General features: G+C 41.5%; 16 protein-coding genes. 3 read left to right on the forward strand and 13 right to left on the reverse strand.

What is annotated here, in order from left to right; all coding sequences use genetic code 11:
- Positions 1-74 precede the first annotated feature (74 nt).
- Complete coding sequence (gene mnmH, locus PSF42_RS06580) at positions 75-1163, forward strand: tRNA 2-selenouridine(34) synthase MnmH (RefSeq protein ID WP_272679665.1); 1089 nt, start codon at positions 75-77, stop codon at positions 1161-1163.
- Between the two features lie 84 nt (positions 1164-1247).
- On the opposite strand, the gene PSF42_RS06585 is transcribed toward mnmH, so the two are convergent.
- The 4 genes from PSF42_RS06585 to PSF42_RS06600 all read right to left on the reverse strand — a co-directional run bounded on the left by PSF42_RS06585 (position 1248) and on the right by PSF42_RS06600 (position 4324).
- Complete coding sequence (locus PSF42_RS06585; protein WP_272679666.1) at positions 1248-1901, reverse strand: LysE family transporter; 654 nt, start codon at positions 1899-1901, stop codon at positions 1248-1250.
- 106 nt (positions 1902-2007) lie between these two features.
- Positions 2008-2472, reverse strand: coding sequence for a YaiI/YqxD family protein (locus PSF42_RS06590; protein WP_102138560.1), 465 nt, complete (start codon positions 2470-2472; stop codon positions 2008-2010).
- Between the two features lie 78 nt (positions 2473-2550).
- Positions 2551-3042, reverse strand: a complete 492-nt coding sequence (locus PSF42_RS06595; RefSeq protein WP_272679667.1) for a GNAT family N-acetyltransferase — start codon at positions 3040-3042, stop codon at positions 2551-2553.
- Between the two features lie 64 nt (positions 3043-3106).
- On the reverse strand, positions 3107-4324 hold the full coding sequence (locus tag PSF42_RS06600; RefSeq protein WP_272679668.1) for an MFS transporter: 1218 nt from the start codon (positions 4322-4324) through the stop codon (positions 3107-3109).
- Positions 4325-4435: 111 nt separating this feature from the next.
- Here PSF42_RS06600 and PSF42_RS06605 point away from each other — a divergent pair, with 111 nt between their 5' ends.
- On the forward strand, positions 4436-5023 hold the full coding sequence (locus PSF42_RS06605) for a TetR/AcrR family transcriptional regulator (RefSeq protein WP_272679669.1): 588 nt from the start codon (positions 4436-4438) through the stop codon (positions 5021-5023).
- Here PSF42_RS06605 and PSF42_RS06610 read toward each other — a convergent pair.
- The 4 genes from PSF42_RS06610 to PSF42_RS06625 all read right to left on the reverse strand — a co-directional run bounded on the left by PSF42_RS06610 (position 5020) and on the right by PSF42_RS06625 (position 8721).
- Positions 5020-5775, reverse strand: a complete 756-nt coding sequence (locus PSF42_RS06610; protein ID WP_272679670.1) for a DUF4184 family protein — start codon at positions 5773-5775, stop codon at positions 5020-5022. The genes PSF42_RS06605 and PSF42_RS06610 overlap by 4 nt on opposite strands.
- A 102-nt stretch (positions 5776-5877) precedes the next feature.
- On the reverse strand, positions 5878-6903 hold the full coding sequence (locus PSF42_RS06615; RefSeq protein WP_272679671.1) for a threonine aldolase family protein: 1026 nt from the start codon (positions 6901-6903) through the stop codon (positions 5878-5880).
- A 193-nt stretch (positions 6904-7096) separates the two neighbouring features.
- A complete protein-coding gene (alkB, locus tag PSF42_RS06620) occupies positions 7097-7732 on the reverse strand; it encodes a DNA oxidative demethylase AlkB (RefSeq protein WP_272679672.1) in 636 nt (211 codons plus the stop codon).
- A gap of 116 nt (positions 7733-7848) precedes the next feature.
- On the reverse strand, positions 7849-8721 hold the full coding sequence (locus PSF42_RS06625) for an EamA family transporter (protein WP_272679673.1): 873 nt from the start codon (positions 8719-8721) through the stop codon (positions 7849-7851).
- 84 nt (positions 8722-8805) lie between these two features.
- Between PSF42_RS06625 and PSF42_RS06630 the strand changes: the two genes are divergently transcribed.
- Positions 8806-9300, forward strand: coding sequence for a MarR family winged helix-turn-helix transcriptional regulator (locus tag PSF42_RS06630; RefSeq protein WP_272679674.1), 495 nt, complete (start codon positions 8806-8808; stop codon positions 9298-9300).
- A gap of 46 nt (positions 9301-9346) precedes the next feature.
- On the opposite strand, the gene PSF42_RS06635 is transcribed toward PSF42_RS06630, so the two are convergent.
- The 5 genes from PSF42_RS06635 to PSF42_RS06655 all read right to left on the reverse strand — a co-directional run bounded on the left by PSF42_RS06635 (position 9347) and on the right by PSF42_RS06655 (position 20066).
- Positions 9347-11395, reverse strand: coding sequence for an SWIM zinc finger family protein (locus tag PSF42_RS06635; RefSeq protein WP_272679675.1), 2049 nt, complete (start codon positions 11393-11395; stop codon positions 9347-9349).
- A complete protein-coding gene (locus PSF42_RS06640) occupies positions 11392-12546 on the reverse strand; it encodes a VWA domain-containing protein (protein WP_272679676.1) in 1155 nt (384 codons plus the stop codon). The genes PSF42_RS06635 and PSF42_RS06640 overlap by 4 nt, the downstream gene beginning before the upstream one ends.
- Positions 12546-15092 carry a DUF5682 family protein gene (locus tag PSF42_RS06645; protein WP_272679677.1) on the reverse strand — a complete coding sequence of 849 codons (2547 nt, stop codon included), beginning with the start codon at positions 15090-15092 and terminating at the stop codon, positions 12546-12548. The genes PSF42_RS06640 and PSF42_RS06645 overlap by 1 nt, the downstream gene beginning before the upstream one ends.
- Positions 15093-15197: 105 nt before the next feature.
- Positions 15198-16307, reverse strand: a complete 1110-nt coding sequence (locus PSF42_RS06650) for an ATP-binding protein (protein WP_272679678.1) — start codon at positions 16305-16307, stop codon at positions 15198-15200.
- Between the two features lie 24 nt (positions 16308-16331).
- The gene (locus PSF42_RS06655; RefSeq protein WP_272679679.1) at positions 16332-20066 is read right to left on the reverse strand and encodes a DUF4132 domain-containing protein; all 3735 of its coding nucleotides are present in this window, start codon (positions 20064-20066) and stop codon (positions 16332-16334) included.
- Positions 20067-20148: the final 82 nt, after the last annotated feature.

Below are 20148 nucleotides of genomic sequence, written 5' to 3' on the forward strand. Positions count from 1 at the left end.
CTAACATTAATGCTAAGCAATAGGATTAAGAGTATAGTAATCCTATTGCAACTTTAAAGAATCTCGCTGTTATTATGGAATTAACCTCTTCTTCACAAAATATTCGCCAAATTTTAATCACTGACACACCTCTCATCGATGTCAGAGCGCCTATCGAGTTTCAGCAAGGGTCAATGCCTAATGCTATTAACCTGCCTTTAATGAATGATGATGAGCGGGCTGCTGTCGGTACATGCTATAAACAACAAGGGTCAGATAAAGCCGTTGAATTAGGCCACCAGCTTGTCAGTGGTGGCAGTAAAATGGCTCGGATCACTGCGTGGAAAGAGGCCTGCCAACAAAATACACACGGCTATATTTGCTGTGCCCGTGGTGGAATGCGCTCACATATCGTGCAATCGTGGTTAAAAGAGGTGGGTATTGAATATCCACTCATCAACGGTGGTTATAAGACATTACGACAAACAGCAATTGATGCCGTCAATGAATTGGTGCAACGCCCTATCATTTTAGTGGGAGGCTGTACTGGTAATGGTAAAACTACCCTAGTTCATCACTTAGCGAATGGGATTGATTTAGAAGGTCTTGCACATCATCGGGGATCTTCGTTTGGCCGTACATTACAACAGCAGTATTCCCAGGCCACGTTTGAAAATTATTTAGCGGTCAGCTTATTGAAAAAAGCTCAACATTGCCAACGCTGGGTACTGGAGGACGAAGGACGTGCCATTGGGGCAAATAGTCTGCCCCTTGAACTACGAACACAAATGGAAAAAGCGCCCATCGCTATTATTGACGACCCTTTTGAACTGCGTCTTGAGCGTTTAAAATATGAATATTTTGACCGTATGACTCAAGATTTTTTAGCCGCTTTTGGTTTTGAACTTGGTTGGCAAGAATATAGCGACTACCTACACCATGGTTTGTCTGCTATTCGTAAACGTTTAGGATCACAACGTACAATCGAATTGACTCATTTACTTGATCTTGCTTTAGCAGACCAAAAAACAACCGGCGATACCCGAACACATTTTTCGTGGTTAGTCCCATTGTTGAATGAGTATTACGACCCCATGTATCGCTATCAGTTAAGCAAAAAACAAAATCGCATTATCTTTCGTGGTAATTATCAAGAAGTTGAATCTTGGCTAACCCATCAATAATCCGTCATGTTACGACTATGAATAGCTTCATTTTATAGAGTTTGAAGCTATTTTCATTTATCAATAGATTCATCGTCAGTTAATTTAGAGCGGTGATTTTTTTATAACCAGTTCGCTGACACCTTGGTAAATCAGCCTTGTTGCCAATGCCCCTAAAATTAACCCAACGCCTTTACCGACAACTTTATGAACCCGTGAATAAGTTCTACGGACAGAAGTTAAAGAAAATGTTTGGCATAAAATAATTCGCCAAATTAATGATGCAATAACAATTCCCAGCCAAATGACTAACTTAGTCCATAATGGTGTTGATGGAGAAATAGTCGTTGAAAAAATACTCATAAAAAATAAAACGGTTTGGGGATTTGATAAATCAGAAATCAAGCCCCGCCTAAAATAAACACCTGAAGGAAAACGTTCCATGGTATTTTCGGTGGACAGATTAAGTTGCGTTTTATTAGTGAACACACTGACTGCGTAATAAAGTAAATATAGCCCACCAAGAATTTTAATGATTGAAAATAATGAGCCGAATTCCGCCATTAATGTGACTAGACCAAATAAGCCGAGCCCTGAATAAATAGCATTGCCTAATACCACGCCATAACCACAAGTTAACCCGGCTTTTTTACCTGAGCTCAACGTGGTTTGTACCACAATAAACAAATTTGCCCCAGGATTAAAAAAGGTCAGTATAAATAAGAAAAGTGTGATGATAATGCTGTGTAATGGGTCCATAATTTTTTTTCAAAAAATTTAAGGTTACCCATTATAGACACGGTATAGGATGTAATTCTGTTTTGCTATGCACATTTTCTGAGCTTAAATCAGAAAATGTGCCGACTTATGATGACGCTAATGCTTTTTTACGTTGTAACAGCCACTTATCTAACTCATTGGCAAATTGCTGCCTGTCTTTCTGGTTTAAACTTGCGGGCCCTCCCGTTTGGATACCACTGGCTCTCATCGTATCCATAAAGTCACGAATATTAAGACGCTCACGAATAGTCGCTTCGCTATAACGTTCCCCTCGAGGATTTAATGCATTCGCGCCCTTTTCCATCACCTCTGCGGCTAAAGGGATATCAGCTGTGATCACTAAGTCATCTTTTTGAGCTCGCAATACAATTTCATTATCCGCAACATCAAAACCCGCAGGCACCTGCAAAGTTTTTAAAAAAGGAGATGGTGGTACCGTTAAACGCTGGTTTGCAACAAATGTTATTTGCACTTTTTCTCTATCTGCTGCACGGTATAAAACTTCTTTAATTACTTTTGGACATGCATCCGCATCAACCCAAATTATCATTATGACTTCCCAAATAGTGATTATATATAATGAAATATGATACCAGATAACAAAATCACAGGTTTAAGAAAATAGATTCTACAGTTTCATCACCATTTCATGCCACGTCATTCCACCATGGTCGGATTCTGATGGTTTCACATATTGGTAGCCAAAATGCTTATACAGGTCAATATGACGTTCTTTGCACATTAGATGAATTGTTTCTTTATTCATTTCTCTCATAGAATTGATAAATACTTTCATCAGTAAAGATGAATACCCTTTACCTTGGTATTTGGGATGTACCACCACTGACATAATAACGACATTTGGAGCTTGTGGGTCATGTCCAATAAGCTCTTTAAATTCTTCATCGGACATCACAACGTCCCATGCACAACCCGCATTAATAAAGCCAATCACTTCCCCAGCTAATTCCATACATAAAAAACCATCTGGATATTGTTGGATCCGCGTTGCTATCTTTTCTTTTGTTGCGGCTTCATCCCCTTCATAGGATCCGACTTCAATCGCATAACAACGGTCGATATCATCAAGTGTGGCGGCACGAAAGACAGGAGAATGCATTAGGTTACCTCATTAAATTATTTTTGATGATTTTATCACTTCATGGTTTATTTTTTCGTTGTTTTTAATGACCATTTTCGCATTCAACGGCTATTTTTTGTTGGGTTTTATCACGTAAGTAACTCAGCCATGTTGAAATTAAAACGAAAATACCCCCAGAGATAGCAACGGCGTAACCTGCATAAGGGCCATAAGTATCCACCATTTTACCCGTTAACATCGCGCCAATAGCAACACCGATATTTAGCCCTGCGAGTAACCAGGTCATTCCTTCTGTCAATTTATTTTGAGGAACAATTTTCTCAACTAATGTCATTGCAATGATCATCGTCGGGGCAAAGAACAACCCGGAAATGAACACCACCACAGATAGAGAATAAACCCCGACGACCCACCACATCGGCACAATAGAAATAAACGTCATTAAGCCGCTGAGGAATAGTAAGCGAGGCAAAGGCGTGTTAAAGGTTAACCCCCCAAAAACAATCCCCATTGCACATGAACCGACTGCATAGGCCGACAGCACTAAACTGGCCATCGCCGGTTGCTGTTGTAATTGAGCCAAAGTAACACTCAAAATATCCACACTCCCGACAATCACACCTAAAGCAATCATCAATACAATCAATAACTGTAACCCAACCATTGAAATAATTGATTTATTCGGCATTACAAGATGATCAGATGCTACGACTTTAGGTTCAGTGCTGCGCTGTGAAATAAACAAAGCCATTCCCACGGCTAATAAAACTGCGGCCACCAGCAAGCCTGCTTGAGGAAATAAAGCGACGGTGATCCCAACAGACAACGGAGGGCCAACGATAAAAGTGGCATCATCAAAAACAGTTTCTAATGAATATGCCGTTTGTAATATGGGTTGATTTTTATACAGCGCCGTCCACCTTGCCCTGACCATCGCTGACATACTGGGCATCGCGCCCGTTAATAATGCCCCGATAAATAAACCGATATCAGGTAACGATAACCACGTTGTTATGATAATAATAAACACACCGAGCACACTGATGACCGTCACCACGGGCAAGACGCGAAATTGGCCATATTTATCCACTAAACGGGAAATTTGTGGCGATAACAACGCATACGTTAATACAAAAGTTGCAGAAACAAGCCCTGCCAGTGTGTAGCTCCCTTTTAGTTGAGCTAACAAGGTGATGATCCCGATCCCCATCATCGGTAACGATAAACGCGCCAGTAACCCTGCTATCATAAAGCGTTGGTTTTCTTTTGCCTGAAATAACTGCTGATAGCGACCTATCATATGAGCTCCAATATGAAATTTAATTATACATACTTTGTGTATGTATAATCATGATATAATCATACACATTGAATGTAAATAATTATACGCCCTGTATGTAAGAGAGTTTTTATGGCAAGAAGAACACAAGCGCAAATGGCAGAAACACGTGCGAATTTGCTAACTACAGCGCGAGAGCACTTTAGCCGGCTTGGTTATGCAGAAACTTCAATGGATGAAGTTGCAGCAAGTGTCAATCTCACACGTGGTGCCCTTTACCACCACTTTGGCGACAAACAAGGCTTATTTACTGCCGTTGTTGAGCAAATCGACTCACAGATGAATGCGCGTTTACAAGGTATTACTCACCATACTGAAGACCTATGGAACAGTTTTTGTCAGCGTTGTCATGCTTACTTAGAAATGGCATTAGAGCCCGAATATCAACAAATTATTTTGCGTGACGCAAAAGCCGTATTAGGCGATTTCTTAGCTAAATCAAACTTGCAATGTACCGAACAGATTGAACGTTTACTCTATGAGCTCGCCCAAAAAGGCATCATTAAAGATATTGATACCCACGCATTGGCTTTTTTAATTAATGGTGGGCTCGCTGAAGCAGCTTATTGGATTTCACAAGGTGATAGCCAACAGCGATTAAAGAAAAGTATCGCTGCCATCGATATCTTGTTATCAGGGCTATTACTCACGAAAGGCTAACTCTGCATTGCCTTTCGCTGGCGCTGATATTTTATCAGTGCAAACAATATACTTGCTGTAAAAAAAACAGGCACTAGCAGTGTCAGTTCTAAATATACAAAGCGATTGAAATTAAAAACAGCCCCTGTCATGGCTAATTTATAAGTAAATGGCAATAAGACGCACGCTGAAACAATGGCTATTATGAATAACACCATTAATTTTTTAGCATATTGTTGCTGCTGAGCTTTAGATTGCCGGCGGTAGTATTGCCTGTATTTTATCAACAAGTACAACGCTCCCAATAAAGAGCCAAGGTGTTGCAGTAATTTATAAATAGCAATTTCTTGGCTATCCGTCATGTTAAATACGACAAGCTGCAAAAACTCAGCGTGCCGAACAAAAGCCCCTGACTGATGAGTAAAAGCATCCCAGATAATATGGCTTGCCGCACCGATATAAAAGGAAAGCACGACAATACAAAATTGTCGAAATGAACCTACACTCCTGTTTTTCAAGGGAAATGGCACAGCATAGTGGAGATAAAAAACACTTTTTTGTACAAAAATAGTGATAAGCAAACACAAAGGTAAGCCCGTATATAACCAGCCTATCAAATCATGAGCCGTAGTGGCTGCCGAGTACCACATCACTGAATAAAATAGATCGGGACTCAAACTACCTAAAATTAATGCAGGCAAGCTTAAAAAGCGCCCAAATCGACTTTGTTTAATCGGAAAAACAACCGCAGGATGGGAAAAAGTCCAAGGCATGGCAAATTGCTCATTAACGTCATCAATATGCCGCCATCATGATAAATAAAACCCAATAAATATAGGCGAAATATCGGAAATATTTATTGGGCTGATAATTACCTAAAGTAAAGCTTGGAAAGTCTGCTTTAATTTGTCTACATCTTGCTGAGTTGTTGACCATGAGGTACAAAAGCGAATGCAGGTGGTTTCCGGTGTCGGCTGACAAATTAAGCTTAACTGGTAGTGCGTTAATAATTTATTCGCCAATGCATTGGGGAAAATAACAAAAACTTGGTTTGATTCTACCGGCGCAAGAAACTGGAATCCCTTTTCGGCAAAAAATGCAGCTAATTGTGATGCCATCTCATTAAGATGACTTCCCAATTTAAAATACAAATCATCATTAAACAGTGGTTCGAACTGGGCCGCGAGTAGCCAACCTTTTGCTTGTAGCCCTCCTTTTTGCTTAATACTAAAACGGAAATCTGATTGCAACGCAGGGTTTACAATCACTAAAATCTCCCCAGTTAATGCGCCTATTTTCGTTCCACCGATATAAAAAATGTCGGTCAATTTCGCGACATCTTCAATGGTTAAATCACTATATTTCGACATTAAAGCAGAGGACAAGCGAGCACCATCCATAAATAATAACAAGTTATGGGCATCACAAATCTCGCGTAGCGCAACTAGCTCTTGTTTACGGTAAACAGTGCCAATTTCGGTTGAATTACTGATATAAACAAGCTTAGGCTGGACAGTATGTTCATCACCATGCTCAGATAACACTTTAGTAATATGTGCGGGGGTTAATTTACCTGATGGGGAATCAATGGTAATGACTTTATGGCCTGTCGCTTCAATTGCCCCCGTTTCGTGGACTGCGATATGGCCACTCTCCACGGTGATCACCGCTTGGTGAGGTCGCAATACATGGGAAATCGTTGTCAGGTTAGTAATTGTACCGCCATTAAAGAAATGAACATCCGCACTAGGTTGGCCAATTCTTAATCTAATTTGAGCCGCGACCCTGCTACAAACCTCATCAGTGCCATAACCTTTAAAACGTTTCCCTGATAAATCATTTAAAGTCTGCATAACTGCAGGGTGAGCTATCTCATTATAATCATTTAAAAAGCTATACATTTACTTACCTACCAATACCTAGTTATATTAATTTATAATCATCATTTATAGGTGTATCCAATTTATTATTCAATGATATTTTTCTATACAAATACCAAATTTAACGATTAATATTATTTAATCTACTGAAATGAAATATTAAGTCATTCATGGTTAATTTAATGGATAAATTGGCATACTGTAAAAAACGAATTTAGGGTTGAGAACGCCTAAACGTCAAGTTGTAGCGGTAAGGTCCTAACAATGGGTGTACACCTGATTTAATACGACGTACTCCATGATAATTTAACCGCGACTGACCGCCCCATACCAAGACATCCCCATGTTCTAAATAAACTGCAACTTTTGGCGCTTCTCGCGTTACCCCACCAAAATCAAACATGACTGGTAATCCTAAAGAAAAAGAGACAATTGGCTGAGTGAAGTCTGATTCGTTTTTGTCTTGGTGCAATGACATTGCAGCGCCAACTGCATAGCGGTTAATCAAACAGGCATCTGGGATAAAATGGTCAAAGCCAGCGGCGCTCGCGGCAGAAATAGCCAATTGAACAAATGGAATAGGCATAGGTTGCCATAGTTCATTAGTGACAGGGTCACGTTTGCTATAGCGATATCCCTTCTCATCGCTTACCCAACCCCACTCACCGCAGTTAGTCATTGCTGCCGACATTTGATAACCATTAGGTGTTGCCATATGCCTTAATGGGTTAGCAGCAATAACGTTGCTTAATAGCTGCAATAATGCATCACTTTGCCCCAGTAAAAAACCTTTGAGTAAAAAAGCCTCTGGTGCAATTTGTACGATATTATCTTCATCAGGAAATAACATATTAGACACTCATTTATAGGCCGCGCGAATGTTCTAATGGATATTAACACAGGAAAAAGTTGTTCATTACATTCAATGAACAACTTACCAGTAATGAGCAGCCTATAGAGTTGACTTTAACGTTGATAAGCTAAAGTCACTTTTCTTGTTTCCGCTCGCTGACTCGCCCACACACTGAGCAAAATGACGACCATGCCAACGAATTGCAAGATACTCAGTTGTTGGTTGAGATAAAACCACCCTAGAACCACCGCACTGACGGGGCTTAAAAAACCAAGCGAAGCAACAGAACTTGGGCCTAATATGGCAAGTCCACGGAACCATAAGGCATAAGTTAATGCCCCACCAATAAGTGTTAGATACCCTAACCCAATTAAATTCAATGAATTCAATGTTGGTAACGCTGGCTCAAAGATAATGGCAAACGGTAATAATACTAGCCCACCCGCGGTTAATTGCCATGATGTAAAGGTTAATGCACTGACAGGTGGCTGCCACCGGCGACTCAATACGGTTCCTGCAGCCATTGATAATGCACCAGCTAACCCCGCAATAATGCCTAGCGGATCTAAAGCGGCATTCGGTGTTAAGAGTAATATCGCCACCCCGAAGACCCCTGCAATTGATGCCATAATGGATACCGATGATAAATGGCTATTTAACAACCAACGACTTAAAAATAAAACAATTAATGGCTGTACAGCACCAACCGTTGCAGCCACACCACCGGGTAAGCGATATGCAGCAATAAACAATAACCACCAAAATAACGAAAAATTTAAAACACCTAATATCACCACACGTAACCACCAAATACCTTCAGGAAGCTTTCGTAAAATGAATATCAGTAGCAAGCCTGCTGGTAATGCGCGCAACACCGCCAATGTTAATGGTATCCCTGCGGGTAACATTTCTGTTGTCACTAAGTATGTGCTCCCCCACACGATCGGTGCTAATGCGGTCAGTCCTAAAACCGTTATACGATTCATATTTTTACTCTCTCAATTTATCTTGACGTCAAGATATGTGGATTTTACCTTGACGTCAAGATAAATAAGCGCCATTATTTGCCTATGGATAGAATAGATAAAATCACTCAACAGTGGGAAAGAGAACGCCCTGACCTCGATATTAGCCCAATGGGGTTAATTGGTCGGTTGGGTAACGTCGCGTTTCACTTAACTCGTGAAATGGAAAAGGTCTTTACACAATTTGGCCTTAACCGCTCAAGCTTCGATGTGCTTGCGACATTGCGCCGAGCAGGATCCCCTTATACGCTGAGCCCGGGGGAAATGCTATCGACATTGATGGTCACATCGGGGACCATGACTAACCGAATAGACCAATTGGAAAAAGCCGGCTTAGTCATCCGCCATGCCAATCCTGATGATGGTCGCGGTTTTTTGGTTTCGTTAACAACCGAAGGGTTAACATTAATCAACCAACTTATTGAAGTACATACACAAAACCAAGCCCGCCTCGTTGCTAAATTATCGCAACAAGAGCAACAAGCATTAGATCAGTTACTGCGGACATTCTTAGCGTCATTTGAGTCTAATGAGAAATAACACGCTGTTGATGCATAATGAGGGAGTGTTCTTACTCCCTCTTATGTTATTGATTAAATTGAAAAGGCAATGGCATTTGCAGCCTCTCAAAACGGTCACATAAATAGACTAACTGTAAAAGTAATTGGGGGTGTATCGCACCGGGAGCAATCAATGGTTTGAATTGATTAGCCAACCAAAGAGCCCCCAAATCCTCTAGCGTTCTAATAACATACGCAATTTCATTTTGTTGGGTTTGGGATAAGCACTCTCTTCCTGTACACGCTTGCGTTTCTAATACTGAAAGTATTGGCCGAACAAGTTGGCTCGCCAACGTTAATTCAGGCACAAAAACTTGGCTTTTTTGCTGCTTTTTCGCCATATATTCGATAATTTTATTAAAAAAGCCTGAACGTTGTTTCTTACGTGGTGTACTTTCAAAGTCTAAGTAGAACAGCTCAATACCCTGTTCCTTTTTTAACCATAGCGTCTTGGGCACCAACTGGATCGCCTCTTGCGAATAACTTACCTGCACCGTCACAGCACAAATTGGCCATTGCTGTTTCGTCATAAACCGCAACTCTTCAATTTTATGGTCATCACTCCCTTGCCAGTTTAACCGTAAAAATGCCCGATTTTGTTGTGCGTCAGTCACCGTCCACAAGACACATTGTTCTGTTTCATCCCAATAGAGCGGCTCATAATTAGTAATATGCAATAAAACAGGAGAAAACCGATTGTCCTGTGTGAGTGTGGGTAACTCGTTAGCCACTAACTGCCAATCGGTATAACCGAATTCAGCTTTAATATTAAGGTAATCATCGGCTGTTAACCCTTTTTCTTTGCCGCTAACGGCGTAGCTTTCGCCACTAGCTGATAACTCACCCTCTTCAGATAACCTTGGTGAATGCAATCTAAAGGGGGTTTTCATCAAATGTTCTGCAGTATGTTTCCATAACGACAATGTTTGCCAAACATTTTGTCGATTAAACGTTGGGTCAAGGCTATTTCCACGCCCCTGTGTGCATTGAATGATTTTTTTATTTTGTCGATCCCAGAAACTCAATGTAGCCCCAATCGCACCACTCTCGGTTTTCCACCAGTTTGCATCAATAGGCAATAAATCAAATTCTATGGATTGATCGCTATACTGCCGTCTTTGTAACCCTTTGAGCTCAATCAGCTGATGTTCATTTGCCACTGATAATTGGTACAAATAAGCTGATATTTCTGCAATTAACCGCAAAACTTGCCCTTCATCCATCGTAAAATGCTTATCAGCTAAGCGTTTAACTTGCTGGCTAAGGCGTTTCATATCCTTAGCTAAGCGAGGCAACCCTTCCGCACGCGCTGACATATTCAGTAATTGCAACTGGCTAGCACTGCTTTGGCTAATATGTGACAGCCCTTGCCGTAACATATCCTGAATAAATTGTTCGATGGAACCCATCACCACTTTATCGTCTTGGCTAAGTCCCTGTTGCTGAACTTGACCTGCGGTGAGTTCTTCTGGCCAATGCCAATCTTGGCCATGCTGAAGCTTCAGTTTTGCAATAATCGCGAGGTGAATCGCCTTTTTTTGTTTTTCGGGTAGAGATGAAATCATGCCCTGCAAGCCACTATTACGCATATAAATAATGGGCTCATCATATTCTGGCAGACTTATTTTTAACTGGTTGGATTGCGCGTCATAAACCAGTTCGTTGTCTTGCCATTGTGCGACAAATTTCAACGCTAAACGAAGTTCAGGCTTAGTGGCTTGTGTGATTAGGCTCTCTGGTTGCAGTGCCAATAATTCGCTTAGTACTGTGTCACTTTCACTGGCAATCGACTCTTCGGGATCACTTTCTTCGATTGTATTCGACTGCACCCACAAAACTGCTGCCAAAATGTGTTTACAACACCCTGTTGCAGGGCAATCACAAGTGGCCTTTTGGATCCCTTGCGCATCTAAAGAAACGCTCTGCCCATCACTCGTGAATGTGCCAGCTCCTAAGTCTGTTGGAATAACCTTTTGGTTTTCAACATCTTTGCGGGCACGTCTAAGTAACCCCACATTCGCAAATACAGTTAAAGCATCGTCGTCATACTGTAAATAACTGTTTTTCCAACTCATTGCATGACCTCTGCTAACCATTGGGCAAAATGTTCCGGGGTTAATGCAGCAACATGCATCCCTCTATCGGCGAGTTTTTGGGCAATTTCAGGATCATAAACAGGGAGTGCTTCATCATCTAGCGCTGCTAAACCTAATAATTTAACTTGTTGGCTATGCAAACGTTGTGTGCAATTGAGTAAATGATTCAGCGCGCCACCCTCTTCAAAATCACTGATTAAGCTAATCACCGTGCGTTTTGGATTACGTATCAAACTTTCACAATATTGCATCGCTTTAGCGATATCCGTTCCGCCACCCAATTGCACGGTCATTAACACTTCAACAGGGTCGTGTGCAAGGTGGCTTAAATCAACAACTTGAGTATCAAAAACGACCAAAGATACGCGTACAGTCGGTAATGCCGCTAAGATACTCGCGCACACGGCCGCATACATAATAGAACTCGCCATCGAGCCACTTTGGTCTACACACAGGATCACATCCCAGGGTAAATGTTGTTGCTGACGAGAGTTGAAATGAGGCGTTTTTATCACTAACCGTTGATTTTGCTTATCGTAATTTTTCAAATTAGCGGCAATCGTTCCTCGCCAATCAAAATTACGGCTATTTGGGATCAGGGAACGCTGAAAACGGTTACGTCGCCCTGTTAGTGCGTGGCGAAATTGGTTACGCATTTGACTTAGAATATCATCCACAACTTTGCGAATGATATTTTTAACGGCATCACGGGTTTCTTCATTCATCTTCCCGCGCAGGCTTAACAACGCTTTTGCGAGGGACTTTGTTGGTTCCATGGCATTGAGCGCTTGTGGGTCTTTTAACAAACTACTGATCTCATAGCGTTCTAAAGCCTGAGATTGCATCCGCTCAAAGGTACTATTAGGAAACAATTTACGGGCTTGGTTTAACCAATTAACCGCAGTTAATTGAGATGCATCTAAAGAACCATGGCGCCCAGCTTCTTGCTTTAAGCCTCGGCGTTGGTATTCTCGTCGATATAAAAAATCCAAAGAACGTTCTATTTTCAACTCTTCAGCACTGAAGGTGGCTTGGCCCAGTGCGTTATCGGCATATTGCCCGAGTATTAAACGCCAGCGCTTAGCCAGTAGAAGTTGTTCAGAGGTTAATGTGACATTTTTTTGACTCATTATTTACCTTCCTGAGTGCTAGAAAACCAATTGTGCAACCCTAATTCAATGAGCTGGCTTTGTAATTGTTGTTCGAGTTGAATAGCTTGCATCATTTGTTGCTCATTAAATTCGGTTTGGTGCAATGTGAGTTCTTTTGCCTCAATCGCTAAGTCTTGTGCCACATATTGTGCCATTTGTGCATTTTGTTTAGGTGTTAATTGGCTAAATGCAAACCGTAAATCGGGCAACACTTGAATAAAACGCCCCTCATCCCATCCATTAAGCAGCTGATTTAACATATCAATAAGTAATGGTATTCGTAGAACCAACTCTGGCGCCGTTCGCATAACACCAATAAAATAGCCAATGGCCATTTCAGGATCACTACCCGTGCTAAACGCCCGATTAATTTCTTCTGTCAGGACGGATTCATCTATTTTTGCCCCGAGATAGCGCAATGCATCCACCGCGCCTTTTAAAAGCGGCATATGATTTAACTGACCTTCACAACGGTCTAATTCCTGATAAAAATCATTGGTATAATCATGATTTTTATTGATTTCAGGCATGAAAGTGATTAATTCACGGCAAGAGAGCAAAGCTGAAAAATGGGGTTCTTGCTGCTGTTCATCCCCCTGCGTAATTTGTGCAAAGCAATAAAATGCTTGTTGCAACAGTGCATCTAATCGTGCTTCGATAGCAAAACCATCGCCAATATCAAAGAATTGGCGACCCCGCCACAGATGAACAAGTTTATGACCACACGCGATCAATGACGCAAACTTTGTATCCTGTTGAATATAACCATCTAACAAGGAAAATAATGCCGGCATCCGTTGATGCAAGCCAATCAATGCAGCTTGCATGAGTAACCCGACCGCACTTTGGCTTGAACGACTAACACCTTGCTGTTCTAGGTTTTTCTCCATTTCAAACAAACGATTTAGGGCAATCGCTTTGAGTTGTGTTCCTTGTTCTGATAAGGCAATCAATTCCCCTTCAACATTGGGCGTCCACGCGTATTGCCACTCTTCAAACAATAAATCCATTTGGTTGCCCGACAAAAAATTTGGCCCAGACAGATGTTTCGCAAAATGGATATCGAGAAATGCTAATAAATGCAGGAATCGGCTACGCGCACGATGTTGTTGATTACGATAGACATCTAAGCGACTCACCCTACTTAAGGTATCATCAAGTTTGAAACGAAAACTTTTTGCGATTTCATAAGTTTCAGTGACCAGCGGAGGCGTTGCTGTCCCTTTGGGGATTTTCCCGAGCAAAAAACCCGAAAAGCAGGTTTTTATCTCCTGCCAAAGTTCAATCTGGCTTTCATCTAAGCTACCTTTGATAAAAACACTTTGTAACCCATCTAACAAGTCATAGCGCCCTGGACCTGCATGCCCACGAAAGGCAGCAAGGCGAATGCTTTGCTCTGCGGCCAGTTTAACCGATAGAAAGCCAGGAGCGGCTTCAAATTGTTTTTCACGTAAGACATGCGCAACTTTAGACAGATAGGCAACACCTAAACGATTTCGATAAGCTTGCGTAGGTTGATTGTCGCCTGCCATCTGGGCTTGGCGTTGCTCTAATAATGATAACCACGATTGCTGGTAAAATGCGGGGGATGGCATCCCTGATGCATAGCCATTCAATGCATCGAGTTTGTCATAGCTATAGCGAATGAACCAAGCTTTGTCTTGTTCCCCCAGTTTTTGTTGTTGAATAAATGCTTTTTGTTGTGCCGCAGAAAGCTTAAACTGCTGTTTGCGCGCCTCTTCCAACCCTTCAAGTAACGCAAGGGTATGAAAGCCCCCCGTTACCACCACAATTTTAGCTTCTGGATATTGAGATTTGATGGTTTGGATATGCGATTGCATATATTGTTCGCGCTGTATGGAACCTTCTGACTCAAGAACTTGGGGTTCATAATCAAGTCGAGCCAATGCACACCAAATAAAGCTATCCATAAAAAAGGCTGGCCAATCTGCGAGCTGTTCAATCGCTCGTAATTCAAAAATCTGTTCCCATAATTCATCATGGTCACGGCAACCACTTTTTTTCGCAAGCTGACTAATAAACAAGCTATGTGCTAAGTAGCGCTCTTTCTGCAAGCTTTGAGATTGCAGGTCATTGGCTTCGTCTTCATTGACTTGTGCTGTCCAAGGTAAATCAATAAAACGTAATTGAGCTTGGCATTGCTGGCCTATTTGTAAAGCTTGCCATTCAGGGGAATAGTCACAAAAAGGAAAATAGGCAGAGCGAGTGACAGCGTCACTTTTGTCATCCTCTTGTGTGCGTTTTAACTCTGTTTGCGCCATAATCGCGACAGGTGGCTCGGCATCATGATGTAGCAAACTTGTCAGTAGCCCATTAAAACTATCAGGCCCTTCAATTAAAACGTAGTCGGGTTTGATGTGCTCAATCAAAGAGAGTGTGCTGTATGCACACGCAGGACTATGATGGCGAATTGGCGCGAAATAAATACCCACTGACTCAAGTTGTCGCCTATCTTGTAATGCTTTTTCAATGCGTTCTGGTAAAGGTATCGATAGCAAGCTCACCGCTGTTTCCCTAGGGGTTATTCGCCTTAAATGGCCTTTGCTGATTTAATTTTCATGAAGATGAATTCGCAGAGCCTTCGCGGCTCTGCTATTGCGATAAAAAATTTATTGCCAAAACGCCCTTGATGCATCAAAAAAGGCTTTCCACTCTTGGCTGTGTTTTGCCCTTTCTCTCGCGACATTATCAATGTAATAGCGCATCCGTTTGATATCATCTGCATTATCTTTTAACACCACACCAATAAGCTGGCGTGCAACTGCGCCTGCGTTTAAAGTGCCATCGCCTAAGTAATGGGCTTCAAGCGCACATGCGTAAGCAATATTCACGGCTTCAGCTGTCGACATCACCGCATCTGGGGTTTTAATGTTGCCCCCATCTTTGGTATTTCCTGAACGCAGTTCTTGAAAGGTGGTGACTAACAGTTCAATAACGTTGCTAGGGATAGTCACTTGGCCGTTGAGGTCGGCTAACTCTGTGGCTAATTGCTTATTAATCAGCTCAATTTCAAAGGCGGGATCTTGGATTGGCCGTACTGTTTCAAAATTAAAGCGACGTTTTAACGCTGATGACATTTCATGAACACCACGATCACGTAAGTTTGCTGTACCAATCAAATTAAAACCTTGCTTCGCGCTGATCCGTGCATTGTCTTTCATTTCTGGGATCATCATTTGTTTTTCTGACATTAAACTGACCAGCACATCTTGAATTTCAGGTGGGCAGCGGGTTATCTCTTCAAAACGAACGATTTTACCTTCTTGCATGCCTTGATATAACGGTGAACTCACCAGAGCCTTTTCCGTCGGGCCTTCTGCTAATAACAAAGCATAGTTCCATGAATATTTAATATGATCTTCAGTTGTACCTGCGGTTCCTTGAATGGTTAAACCTGAGTCACCACTAATTGCAGCAGCTAATAACTCCGATAACATAGATTTCGCTGTTCCGGGTTCCCCCACTAACATTAGTCCTTGTTTGCCTAATAACGTCACAATTGCGCGGTCAACTAAAGCATCATCACCGAAAAATTTCGCAGAAATATTGAGTGTTCCATCACCTAAGATAAATTGCCTAACCGCACGAGGCGATCGCAACCACCCTTGCGGTTTTGGGTTCTGTTTATCCGCTTCGGTTAAACGGGCCAATTCGTCAGCAAAACGAATTTCTGCGCTTTCACGCAGAACATTCCCTTCTGTTTTTTTATTGTCAGTCATTCTAAAATCCTACGTTAATCCCGCTTACCAAGGTGTTTTCTTTTCCCACTCAGGATCAAAACCTGCACACGCATCCGCAACTTTTAAATAATCCGCATAGCTTTCAGCTAACAAAATAGGTGGGATATCTTTTAACTCGATATAGCTGCGGTTCCATGAGCTTTGTTGTGATTTTTCAAAGCTTAATGAATATAAGACAGCTGGGATATTTTCTTCAGGTACATAACTGCCACTAAATTCGATATAGACATAAAACCCTAAGCTGGTGAAATGTTTTGCGTAATGGGTGAAACTCCCACCGTCTTCCGCCTGCCCGCGTTGGTAACCCATTTTCGTCAAGACGCCACGCAAGGTGTAGGTGTCGGTTAACCACCCTTTGCGGTCTTCAATTTCGGTTAATTTCAGATCTAAATCAGGGATTTTATGCTCCATTTGTGAAAATAAAAATTTCACTTTGTAATCTTTAAAGTGTGCTATCCACGCTTTACGTTCATCTTCACTGACCAATGCCGCATGGGCTAATTTGATATAAGAATCAGAGGATAACGTCACTTCATCATCATCCAAATTTAATAAACTGCCATCGTCCGATGGACGAAATACATTCAGGGTATTGTTGTCTTTGGTTTCTATCCAGACTAATTTTTCAATAAGACCACGCATCACCGGGTGTGCTTGAATATATTCCTGCCAATCTGCGGTTGTCCAAAGGCGCTCTGCACACATCGCTTCATACAAACGTGCGGTTTGTAGTTCAATCACTTGTTTGAGCTCTTTTTTACTCGCAGTGAATAACTTTTTAGATTCTTTAGCCAGCTCTTCATTGTCTGTTTTGCGTGCAGCAGGTAATGCTTTGATTTCTTTACCTTCTGGATTAAACAAAACTAATTTTTGCTGTGCATCCAGTTTCGCCGTGAACGTGCGGTCACCGTATTCAAGTGCCAAAATACCGGTTTCATCCATTCCCGCTGTCGGGATAGTTCTATCCGCAAGCTCATCGGCGCTCCAACCATTACGCTCGGCAATCTGAGCAACCAGGTTACGCGCTTTTTCTTGAACTGATGCGGTACGATAACGGCGAGAAAGCGACAATAATAATTGAATGATAAGCGGGTCATTGCTTGTCGCCACCGCATCAATCATGGCTTCAATTTGTGCACGCCGTTGGTAGTGATCACGCATATAATTACGCAGTGTAGTCACGGCAAGGTGCCCTTCAATACCACAAATCAGTGCTAACATTCCTTTATCACTAATAGCGGAACCTAAATAACGGCGCAGAACTTCATTTTTTATCTCATTAAACGTCTGCTCTAATGTATAGTTTTCATATTGGCTATAATATTCAGGCCAACGTTTCACCCAATCTTGATAATTCGCTAAACGTGCTGGCGCATCGCGTTCGGCTTCCGCCATTGCCGCTTCTAATGATGGCCCAGCAATGTCCTGACCGATAAAACTATTTAAAATAAAACTGCCAAGTTTCTTTTGGCTATCGACTGAAAGTAAACCAATATAACGTTGCAATAACCCATTACCCGCAGGCATTTTTAACTTAACCGCCAAGATCACCCACCAGCGAATAATATCAGCTTCGACGGGTTTATTATTTTGCCACGTCAATACGGGCAACGTATCTAAGTTAAACCACGCCATACTGGTAGGGGCTTTCGCTTTTAGCCCTTTTTGCGCTTCTGTTAATAACACTTTAGGCGCAAGGTAACCGGAAATATCTTCCCCAAATTGTTCCAGAGCGGTTAATAAGGCAGCCCGGACCACTTCGCGTTTTTCTTTCTTTAACAAAGCATAAAGTGGTTTCAATGAATCAGGGCTTTTCAAGCGTGCCAGCCATTCAATTGCGGTAACACGAATTTCTTGTTTGCCCGAGTCTAACCCTTCCGCCGCATTAAGGTGAATATTCGGTAATGTCTCTAGTAGTTTCTGCGCACTCAGACGATGGGTTTTATTTTCCCCAAGGGCCAACTCCATAATACGCGGAATAAATCGCGCGGGAATGGTCGGTAGCATGGCAAGTACATCAATTGCACTCGCCGCATCATATTCTTGGTAATGGCGTTGCTTTTCTTGTTGAGGAATTAAACCCAATGCTTCTGCAATAAAATCTGGGTGTTGAATAAAAAACGGCCAAACTTGTGCTGGCTGGTTAAAAATGGCTAACCCATTGGCATATGAGCGTAAGCAAAGGTCTGCAATCAACCGTGTTGCATTTTTAAAATGGCATTGTGTTAACGTTTTTTCTAATTGGCGCAATTCAATTTGCCCAAGAATTCTTGGTGGAACTTCCCGAGTAAGATGGTAATGGGATAGATGCTCTTCATTTGTGCGGTTATGGCTGATCAGACGTAATGCATGGAATAACGTAAATTCAGGTAAGTTAGTAATACGTTCTTTAAATTTCACCACACTATATTCATGGTCAGTAATAATTTCTTTACCTGAATTCAGTTTATCAATCACCTTGCAACACGCTTGTGCGTTGAGCTTTTTGAATTCTTTGTAATGACGCTGCGCCCAGTTGTAGCTGTGCGTCTGCTTTCTATTTTCTTCCATTTCATTTTCTGCATTTTCTTTTGCTTTTTGCAGCATTTCATTGAAATTATCAACTAAAATAGTTTTTGCACTTTCAGGCAGTGGCGTGTCTTCTAATTCAACGAATTCAGGTAACTCAGCTTCTTCAACCTGGCTAGCGGTATCCATCACTGAAAATCTCGAAATCGCACTTTCAATACTTTTCAGGACGGTTTTATTCGTTTCTGTTGTTAATGCAGCTTCTAATATCTCTCGATGTTCGCCTATACGGGCAAATAAATCTGCAGCTTGAGTGCGCTGTTTAGGCGTCCCTTCTGTTAAAATTTGGGTTAAATGTTGCGTGACCGATTGTGCAGGTAAAATTGCCATTGTCGGTTCCGCAGCTGCACGCACTGTTTTTAACGAGCTGGTGGCGAAAGAAACTAATACGTCAGCAAAAAGCGTATAAAGGTCAACGTCTTTCTTCAACGTATTGATTAATTGAATTTGCCCTGCCGCGGATAAGTGATTGACTAACGTTTGCTTAATAAACGTTTGCTCTGCGATTAAATACGCCTTGAAACCCGGGATCGCAAAAAAACGATTTAAGTTATCATAATGATAATCGGATAAATGATGGCGATCGAAAATGATATATAAAATGGTATTAGCTGGTTTATCGGTCTCTTGTTCGATAATTTCCGTTAGTAGGTCAAAATGCCAATGTTTTCGATGCTCTAATTTGGTATCCCGCGAATTATCATAGGTTGTTGCAAAGGCATCGCCCATTAAATAGCTCACCCATGACGGTAATTCAGGCGTTAATACTTTAATATTAATATCTTGACATGCCGCAGCTAAAACTTTTGCAAAACGGGCGATTTGAGACGAAGTAACCCCATCCCCCACTTTTGAATATAACTTATGCCTTGCGTTTGCCCCTTGGCGAATTAATTTATTATATTGACTCGAGTTAAAACCATTTCCCCCCCACCACCAATCTACGGTACCGGGTTTATCGAGTAAAATAACGGCTTTTTCGTTATCCAATTGGCTTAATTGAACCAATACTTCTGGCGATTTTCCATCTAACACATACTCTAAAACAGTTTTAGGCAATGCTTCATCTAGTACTGACAAAGGCAAGAGCGCTTCTTGTAAATATTGTTCTGCAACGGGTAATTCTTTTTTCCCAAAAATTGAAAGAAGATTAAATGTGAACTTTGCCATCTGATATCCCTAAAAGTATTTATATAACAACTTCTTACCATTTTAATGATATCGTCACAATTTGATTATTCTTAATCATTTT

Origin of the sequence: Providencia sp. PROV032, assembly GCF_028484875.1 — a bacterium.
Lineage (GTDB): Bacteria > Pseudomonadota > Gammaproteobacteria > Enterobacterales > Enterobacteriaceae > Providencia > Providencia rettgeri_E.

Excerpts from the sequence above, each read along its gene's own strand:
- mnmH (WP_272679665.1), top strand. The coding sequence starts at position 75 with ATGGAATTAACCTCTTCTTCACAAAATATTCGCCAAATTTTAATCACT.
- PSF42_RS06585 (WP_272679666.1), bottom strand. The coding sequence starts at position 1,901 with ATGGACCCATTACACAGCATTATCATCACACTTTTCTTATTTATACTG.
- PSF42_RS06590 (WP_102138560.1), bottom strand. The coding sequence starts at position 2,472 with ATGATAATTTGGGTTGATGCGGATGCATGTCCAAAAGTAATTAAAGAA.
- PSF42_RS06595 (WP_272679667.1), bottom strand. The coding sequence starts at position 3,042 with ATGCATTCTCCTGTCTTTCGTGCCGCCACACTTGATGATATCGACCGT.
- PSF42_RS06600 (WP_272679668.1), bottom strand. The coding sequence starts at position 4,324 with ATGATAGGTCGCTATCAGCAGTTATTTCAGGCAAAAGAAAACCAACGC.
- PSF42_RS06605 (WP_272679669.1), top strand. The coding sequence starts at position 4,436 with ATGGCAAGAAGAACACAAGCGCAAATGGCAGAAACACGTGCGAATTTG.
- PSF42_RS06610 (WP_272679670.1), bottom strand. The coding sequence starts at position 5,775 with ATGCCTTGGACTTTTTCCCATCCTGCGGTTGTTTTTCCGATTAAACAA.
- PSF42_RS06615 (WP_272679671.1), bottom strand. The coding sequence starts at position 6,903 with ATGTATAGCTTTTTAAATGATTATAATGAGATAGCTCACCCTGCAGTT.
- alkB (WP_272679672.1), bottom strand. The coding sequence starts at position 7,732 with ATGTTATTTCCTGATGAAGATAATATCGTACAAATTGCACCAGAGGCT.
- PSF42_RS06625 (WP_272679673.1), bottom strand. The coding sequence starts at position 8,721 with ATGAATCGTATAACGGTTTTAGGACTGACCGCATTAGCACCGATCGTG.
- PSF42_RS06630 (WP_272679674.1), top strand. The coding sequence starts at position 8,806 with ATGGATAGAATAGATAAAATCACTCAACAGTGGGAAAGAGAACGCCCT.
- PSF42_RS06635 (WP_272679675.1), bottom strand. The coding sequence starts at position 11,395 with ATGAGTTGGAAAAACAGTTATTTACAGTATGACGACGATGCTTTAACT.
- PSF42_RS06640 (WP_272679676.1), bottom strand. The coding sequence starts at position 12,546 with ATGAGTCAAAAAAATGTCACATTAACCTCTGAACAACTTCTACTGGCT.
- PSF42_RS06650 (WP_272679678.1), bottom strand. The coding sequence starts at position 16,307 with ATGACTGACAATAAAAAAACAGAAGGGAATGTTCTGCGTGAAAGCGCA.
- PSF42_RS06655 (WP_272679679.1), bottom strand. The coding sequence starts at position 20,066 with ATGGCAAAGTTCACATTTAATCTTCTTTCAATTTTTGGGAAAAAAGAA.